The following is a 7,163-nucleotide window of genomic DNA, read 5'->3' on the forward strand; positions in this document are numbered from 1 at the left end:
ATAATTTCGTGTGGAATGGTTTCTCCAACGATTGGGAAAGTAATCATGTGTTTGCGAGCATGAGTTTCAGCTTTAGCAATAGCCAATTGAACTTGGTTAGCTTTGCCAATTGCAACTCCTAATTTTCCCATACCATTTCCTACTACATATATGCATTTTACGGGCACTTTGCTCGTCAATTACCATGGCCGAGTTTCGTAGCATGACTACGGGAAATGACACTTTATAAAAATTGAAATTGCTTTTAAGTTGCAGCCAGTAAGTTAATTCTGCACCGCCACCAATGTAGGCAAGGTTCGGTAAAATCACTTCCTGGTACATTGGTCGCATCACTACATTCGGACTAAAACGTTCGGGGTAGTTGTTAATTTCGTGTTGTAAACTTTCTTTTGTAAAACGTATTTCGGTGTTGTTCACCAGGAAGCCATCGCCATCGTTTACAATTCGTTCCCTTAGCTGGTCGGTCATGTAAAAGAAGTTAATCTCCCTTGGGTTTACCTGAGGTTTGTAACCCATGTCGGTTAAGGCTTCGTTCGCTGCATTAATGTGCTCAAAGCTGTGCTGTCCGGTAATATCCTGGAAAGTGATGGCCGCGAACTCCCTTTTTAATTCCCGTTCATCGGCATCAATACACACCAGACCCTGCTCGCCAAATAAGCCATTTACAAGTTCACGGGTAGCGGCGCTTAAGGTTTGGTGACCAGCATATGCTTTTTCTGCCAGTTCACTTAACTTTTTACCGTTCTCAGTGATGCCCAGGTAACCCTGGTAAGCCTGTAATACTTCGGCCATGTCCTTTGTTGACAAACGACCGGTGGCACCGGCAGCCTGCTTTTGCCAGGTCAGCATTTTATCTTCCACTTTAAGGTGGTTGATCTCCTCGAAATCATGGTCTTCAGTAGCCATCCAGTAAACCGGTACAAAATTATAGTCGGGATAAGCCTGCTTTAATTCTTTAGCCAGGTTAATGGCAGTTACAATTTTATAAATAAAATATAAAGGACCAGTAAAGATATTCAATTGGTGCCCTGTAGTAATCGTAAAGGTGTTTTCGTTTTTAAGCAGTTGAATATGCTCATCAAGGGCAACAGACTTAGAGATGCCTGCGTATTGTTTATGTATAATATCGGTTAACAGTTGCCTGTTAACCGTATAATTTCTATTGTTAATTGCTTCTTTAAAGCCTGCCAGTACTGGTTTATATGCATAAAACGGCTCTAGCGCATCTTTTCCATCCAAGTAATCTAATACAATCGGGGAAAAGGAATGGGTTTCTCTGTAGGGTATGTATTTGGCAAGCATCGGTACGAATTTAACTTTTTATGCCATCATTCATAGTCCGCTTGTTTTATTTTACAATTTGACCATACAGGTCGAAATCCTCAGCCCTGTCAATTTTCACATTCACGAAACTTCCATTTGCTGCATAACCAGTTGCGGCATCGATCAAAACCTCGTTATCAACTTCGGGAGAGTCATATTGCGTACGGCCAATGAAGAAGTCGCCTTCTTTCCTGTCAACCAACACCTTGTATGTTTCACCAATTTTCTCCTGGTTAATTTCGTAAGAAATTCCCTGCTGTAGTTCCATAATCGCATCAACACGTGCCTGTTTCACTTCTTCCGGCACATCGTCAATTAGTTGGTGTGCATGGGTTTTCTCTTCATGGGAATAGGTGAAACAACCTAACCGGTCGAAACGGGTGTCTTCCACCCAACGTAACATCTCTTCAAAATCCTGCTCGGTTTCTCCAGGGTATCCACAAATTAAAGTGGTACGCATGGCGATTCCCGGAACTTTATCCCTGATCTGGTTTACGATATCGATGGTTTTTTGTTTGGTAATTCCACGACGCATGGATTTCAACATGTTGTCGGTAATATGCTGTAAAGGCATATCCAGGTATTTACAAATGTTTTCCCTTTCGTTCATGGCATCCAGAATTTCCATCGGGAACCCAGAAGGGTAGGCGTACTGCAACCTGATCCACTCGATACCAGGAACATCAGAAAGTCTTCTTAACAACTCATCTAAATTACGTTTACCGTAAATGTCCAGTCCGTAGTAAGTTAAATCCTGAGCAATTAAAATCAGTTCCTTGGTGCCATTAGCGGCAAGAATCTTTGCTTCATTCACCAGTTCGTTCATGTCGCGGGAAACATGTTTACCACGCATTAGCGGAATGGCACAAAAAGAGCAAGGACGGTTACAACCCTCAGCAATTTTAAAGTAAGCAAAGTGAGAAGGAGTGGTTAACAAACGTTCACCAATCAGCTCATGTTTGTAATTAGCACCCAATGAGTGCAGGATGTTATTTAAATCGTTGGTACCAAAAAAGGCATCAACGTTTGTAATTTCAGATTCAAGTTCAGGCTTGTAACGTTCCGATAAACAACCGGTCACAATAACCTTGGCTACTTTACCTTCGTCTTTAAGGGCACTATATTGTAAAATGGTATCAATAGATTCCTGTTTGGCGTTATCAATAAAGCCACAGGTGTTGATTACCACAATATCATCTTTGTCCATTGTATCCGACTCATGAACAACATCCATGCTGTTTCCACGTAGCTGACCCATTAAAACCTCCGAATCATAGATGTTTTTAGAGCATCCCAGGGTAATTACATTTACCTTAGGTTTTTTTACGGGAATTATTTTGGAAGTAACTTTAGTATTCATGAATTGTATTTTAATATTTTAGTTGAACAAGCTGTCTACAAAAGCTTTTTTATCAAATAGCTGAAGGTCGTTCACACCTTCACCTACACCAATATATTTAACGGGTATTTTAAACTGGTCTGAAATACCAATCACTACACCACCTTTTGCCGTACCATCAAGTTTGGTAATGGCTAAAGCATTCACGTCGGTTGCTTCGGTAAATTGTTTACACTGTTCAAAAGCATTCTGGCCTGTAGAGCCATCCAATACCAACAGAATTTCATGTGGCGCATTCGGAATTACCTTTTGCATCACATTTTTAATTTTACCAAGCTCGTTCATCAAGCCTATTTTATTATGTAATCTACCTGCGGTATCAATGATCACCACGTCTTCTTTATTGGCAACTGCCGATTGAAGGGTGTCGAAAGCCACTGATGCCGGATCAGAACCCATGGCTTGTGCCACTACACGTACACCAACACGTTCTCCCCAAAGTTTTATCTGCTCTACAGCTGCCGCACGAAAAGTATCGGCTGCGCCAAGCACCACCTTCAGGTTCTCTGCTTTAAGTTTATGTGCAAGTTTACCAATGGTAGTTGTTTTACCTACACCATTAACGCCAACTACCATAATTACGTATGGCTTATGATCGCCGTATTCAAACTTGCGAAAGTCGTTACTGTTGTTCTCTGCTAAAAGCAGTTGAATTTCCTCCTTTAGCAGGCGATTCAGTTCCGATGTTGATAAATACTTATCCCTCGCTACACGGTTCTGTATGCGGTCAATAATTTTCAGGGTCGTTGTAACACCTACGTCCGAGGTTACCAGCACTTCTTCCAGGTTGTCGAGAACATCATCGTCTACCGTTGATTTACCAGCAACAGCTTTCGTAATCTTACTTAAGAAACCATTCTTAGTTTTCTCTAATCCCCTGTCTAAGGCCTCTTGTGCCTCAGGAGCGGTCTCCTTTTTCTTAAAAAAATCAAATAAACCCATATGGAATGTTTAGCAAACAAAAAAAGCCCTCCCATAGTTAAGGGACGGCTCTAATATTATAGAATATTGAGATTACTTACCTTGTTGAGGTGCAGCAATAGCATCTTTAACGTGCTCGTTATGAACAATGATTTCTTTGAAAGAGTAAGCACCTGTTTTAGGTGATTTAGTCATTGTGATAACTTTTGAATACTCTTTTCCATTTCCCGTTTTAAGGGTTGCAACTACTTTTTTTGCCATGATCTAAATAGATTGTATTTTGAAATACTAAACGTATTACTTAATTTCTTTGTGTACAGTTACTTTTCTCAATACTGGATTAAATTTCTTCAATTCTAATCTCTCAGTAGTGTTTTTACGGTTTTTAGTAGAGATATATCTAGACATACCAGGCATGCCACTAGTTTTATGCTCTGTACACTCTAGAATAACTTGTACTCTGTTACCTTTCTTTGCCATTTTATTATAATTGTTAGTCGGTTAATACCGGCTTTTGGTTTTACAAAAATCCTTTTTTCACGAAGCGGTTGATTGCTTCATTAATACCAATTTTATTGATGGTTTTGATAGCTGAAGTAGAAACTTTCAGCGTTATCCAACGATCTTCTTCAGGAATAAAAAATTTCTGAAGTTGTAAGTTCGGGTAAAACTTACGTTTAGTTTTAACGTTTGAGTGAGAAACATTGAAACCCGACATTGCTTTTTTACCGGTTAAATCACAAACTCTAGACATGCCTTTAAATATATGTTGTTAATTATTAGTCGCTTAATTTTTTAAGAGTGTGCAAATATCTTAATAATATTCGTAACCAACAAGCCGGCGCTAAATATTTTTAAAAATAATGTTTTCCCCTCCGCACAAAAGCCTCTTTTGCTTCGCTGCAAAGCTAATCATCTAGAGTGAAAAAGCGCTATAAACTTTATAATAACTTTTTATAAAAGCTATATTTGAGTTTTATAAACTGAATTATTGAACCACATGATACAATTAAGTACCAAAGAAGACTATCAAAAGAATTACCAGTTAAGCGTTGATCAACCAGAAGAATTCTGGGCCGGCATTGCCGATACCTTTCAATGGAGAAAAAAATGGGACAAAGTTTTGTCCTGGAATTTTAAGGAGCCTAATATTAAATGGTTTGAGGGAGGTAAATTAAACATCACTGAAAATTGCCTGGATCGCCACCTGGAAAAAAATGGCGATAAACCCGCAATTATCTGGGAGTCCAATGATCCTGAAAAGCCTAGCGTTACCCTTACCTATAAAATTTTACACGAACAGGTGTGTCGTTTTGCTAATGTGCTTAAAAAGAACAATGTGCAAAAAGGTGACCGCATCTGTATTTATATGCCTATGGTGCCCGAGCTGGCTATTGCCGTATTAGCTTGTGCACGTATTGGTGCCGTACACTCGGTGGTTTTTGGTGGTTTTTCTGCCAAGTCCATTGCCGATCGAATTAATGATGCAGAATGTAAACTGGTGATCACTGCCGACGGGTCTTTCCGTGGCAACAAACAAATACAGTTAAAAGAAGTAATTGATGATGCTTTGATTGGCTGCCCTACAGTAGATAAAGTTATCGTACTAACCCATACCCGCACACCGGTATCCATGTTAAAAGGGCGCGACCTTTGGTTTGAAGATGAACTGAAGCTGGTAGATACGCACTGCCCGGCCGAAGAAATGGATGCCGAAGACTTGCTTTTTATCCTTTATACCTCAGGTTCAACAGGTAAACCTAAAGGTGTGGCGCATACTGTGGGTGGTTATATGGTTTACGCTGGTTACACTTTTTCAAATGTCTTTAATTACCAGCCCGATGAGGTATTTTTCTGTACTGCCGATATTGGCTGGATCACTGGTCACTCTTATATTGTCTATGGTCCCCTTTCTCAAGGTGCTACCACACTGATGTTTGAAGGTATCCCAACTTACCCAACAGCATCACGTTTATGGGAAGTGGTGGATAAACATAAAGTCAACATTTTATACACTGCGCCAACAGCCATCCGTTCATTAATGAGCTTTGGTGAAGAACCCTTACAAGGAGCGGACCTGAGCTCGCTGAGGGTATTAGGTTCCGTTGGAGAGCCTATTAACGAGGAAGCATGGCATTGGTTCGATGAGAAAATTGGTAAAGGGCAGAGCCCTATTGTAGATACCTGGTGGCAGACTGAAACTGGGGGTATCATGATTTCGCCTATTGCGTTCGTTACGCCAACCAAGCCAAGTTATGCCACTTTACCTTTGCCGGGTGTACAGCCCGTGCTGGTAGATGAGCAGGGCAAAGAAATTGAAGGCAATGGGGTTAGTGGTAACCTGTGTATTAAATTTCCATGGCCGGGTATGTTGCGCACTTTGTATAAAGACCATGAGCGCTGCAAACTCACTTATTTCTCCACCTATGAGAATCTGTATTTTACAGGTGATGGCTGCACGCGTGATGAAGATGGCTATTATAAAATTACCGGCAGGGTAGATGATGTCATCAACGTATCAGGACATAGAATTGGCACTGCAGAAGTTGAAAATGCCATTAATATGCATGCCGGGGTAGTAGAAGGTGCTGTGGTAGGCTATCCACATGATGTAAAAGGACAAGGGATCTTTGCCTTTGTCATGTACCCAAATACACATGGTGATGATGACCTTACCCGTAAAGATATTTTACAAACGGTAACCCGTGTAATTGGTGCCATTGCCAAGCCAGATAAGATTTTATTTGTATCAGGATTGCCTAAAACACGGTCTGGAAAAATTATGCGACGCATTTTAAGGAAGATTGCTGAAGGTGATGTTTCTAATTTAGGCGACATCAGTACGCTGCTGGACCCAGGCGTGGTAGAAGAGATTATTGGCAGTGCAAAAAAACTTTAATCAAACAATTTGTCTGTTCAGTTGTTCTTATAGCAATCAATAGAGTTATTAATTAAAAGAGCACATCATGGATAAGTTAGAATTAAAAGGCCAATGGAACGAGCTAAAAGGTAAAGTTAAGCAAGCTTATGGAGACTTTACTGATGATGATTTGAAATATGAAGAGGGAAAAGATGATGAATTGTACGGTAAAATTCAACAAAAAACCGGCAAAACCAGAGAAGAAGTAGTAGACTGGTTGAAATCACTTTAAAATGACATGTAAACCTGCAAAGGCTACCATAAAGAATGTTGATTGTTGTTTTTAGTCAGATGTTTTAAGGTGCATAATAACAATACTGATCCTAATGAACAAGATTAACCACTGAAGATGAAAAGGTCCGGAATTTATTCCAGACCTTTTTTTATTTATAGAATAGGCATAGAAATTTTAGTACTTAATTGCTAAAATTTCTATGCCTAACATTAGGTGTTTTACAGACTAAAATCTAATATTCTAGCGCTTAATCTCTGGTAAAATAATGTTTTACCTGTGTTATTTTAAATAAAACAAAGGCAAAACCTATTGTTAATAACCGAAGATCTGCTCCAGTGTCAATGTTTTAACGGCACCAAATTTTT

9 protein-coding genes are annotated in these 7,163 nt (G+C 39.7%); 2 read left to right on the plus strand and 7 right to left on the minus strand.

Features of this window, described 5'->3' with window-relative positions:
- From ACR2F3_RS16120 to rpmB, 7 genes are all read right to left on the minus strand, one after another.
- Positions 1–131, minus strand: a 131-nt coding sequence (locus ACR2F3_RS16120; RefSeq protein ID WP_432711021.1) for a hypothetical protein, incomplete at its 3' end; no start/stop codon positions are given.
- The gene (gene bshC / locus ACR2F3_RS16125; protein WP_432711014.1) at positions 97–1,302 is read right to left on the minus strand and encodes a bacillithiol biosynthesis cysteine-adding enzyme BshC; all 1,206 of its coding nucleotides are present in this window, start codon (positions 1,300–1,302) and stop codon (positions 97–99) included. The genes bshC and ACR2F3_RS16120, both read right to left, overlap by 35 nt.
- A gap of 46 nt (positions 1,303–1,348) precedes the next feature.
- Positions 1,349–2,683: a 30S ribosomal protein S12 methylthiotransferase RimO gene (gene rimO, locus ACR2F3_RS16130; protein ID WP_432711015.1), complete on the minus strand. Its 1,335-nt coding sequence runs from the start codon at positions 2,681–2,683 to the stop codon at positions 1,349–1,351.
- An 18-nt stretch (positions 2,684–2,701) separates the two neighbouring features.
- Positions 2,702–3,664, minus strand: a complete 963-nt coding sequence (ftsY, locus tag ACR2F3_RS16135; RefSeq protein ID WP_432711016.1) for a signal recognition particle-docking protein FtsY — start codon at positions 3,662–3,664, stop codon at positions 2,702–2,704.
- Positions 3,665–3,736: 72 nt separating this feature from the next.
- Positions 3,737–3,904 (minus strand): DUF4295 domain-containing protein, encoded by a 168-nt coding sequence (locus ACR2F3_RS16140; protein WP_432711017.1) that lies wholly within the window; start codon positions 3,902–3,904, stop codon positions 3,737–3,739.
- 36 nt (positions 3,905–3,940) lie between these two features.
- The gene (gene rpmG / locus ACR2F3_RS16145; RefSeq protein WP_015809322.1) at positions 3,941–4,123 is read right to left on the minus strand and encodes a 50S ribosomal protein L33; all 183 of its coding nucleotides are present in this window, start codon (positions 4,121–4,123) and stop codon (positions 3,941–3,943) included.
- A 40-nt stretch (positions 4,124–4,163) separates the two neighbouring features.
- Positions 4,164–4,397, minus strand: a complete 234-nt coding sequence (gene rpmB, locus ACR2F3_RS16150) for a 50S ribosomal protein L28 (RefSeq protein ID WP_432711018.1) — start codon at positions 4,395–4,397, stop codon at positions 4,164–4,166.
- 246 nt (positions 4,398–4,643) lie between these two features.
- On the opposite strand from rpmB, the gene acs reads away from it, so the two are divergent.
- Positions 4,644–6,542: an acetate--CoA ligase gene (gene acs / locus ACR2F3_RS16155; RefSeq protein WP_432711019.1), complete on the plus strand. Its 1,899-nt coding sequence runs from the start codon at positions 4,644–4,646 to the stop codon at positions 6,540–6,542.
- 67 nt (positions 6,543–6,609) lie between these two features.
- Entirely contained in the window at positions 6,610–6,795 is a 186-nt protein-coding gene (locus tag ACR2F3_RS16160; RefSeq protein ID WP_432711020.1) for a CsbD family protein, read from the plus strand.
- Positions 6,796–7,163: the final 368 nt, after the last annotated feature.

Origin of the sequence: Pedobacter sp., assembly GCF_045627485.1 — a bacterium.
Lineage (GTDB): Bacteria > Bacteroidota > Bacteroidia > Sphingobacteriales > Sphingobacteriaceae > Pedobacter.

Bases quoted from the DNA above. Each gene is read 5' to 3' on its own strand.
- bshC (WP_432711014.1), bottom strand. From the start codon at position 1,302: ATGCTTGCCAAATACATACCCTACAGAGAAACCCATTCCTTTTCCCCG.
- rimO (WP_432711015.1), bottom strand. From the start codon at position 2,683: ATGAATACTAAAGTTACTTCCAAAATAATTCCCGTAAAAAAACCTAAG.
- ftsY (WP_432711016.1), bottom strand. From the start codon at position 3,664: ATGGGTTTATTTGATTTTTTTAAGAAAAAGGAGACCGCTCCTGAGGCA.
- ACR2F3_RS16140 (WP_432711017.1), bottom strand. From the start codon at position 3,904: ATGGCAAAAAAAGTAGTTGCAACCCTTAAAACGGGAAATGGAAAAGAG.
- rpmG (WP_015809322.1), bottom strand. From the start codon at position 4,123: ATGGCAAAGAAAGGTAACAGAGTACAAGTTATTCTAGAGTGTACAGAG.
- rpmB (WP_432711018.1), bottom strand. From the start codon at position 4,397: ATGTCTAGAGTTTGTGATTTAACCGGTAAAAAAGCAATGTCGGGTTTC.
- acs (WP_432711019.1), top strand. From the start codon at position 4,644: ATGATACAATTAAGTACCAAAGAAGACTATCAAAAGAATTACCAGTTA.
- ACR2F3_RS16160 (WP_432711020.1), top strand. From the start codon at position 6,610: ATGGATAAGTTAGAATTAAAAGGCCAATGGAACGAGCTAAAAGGTAAA.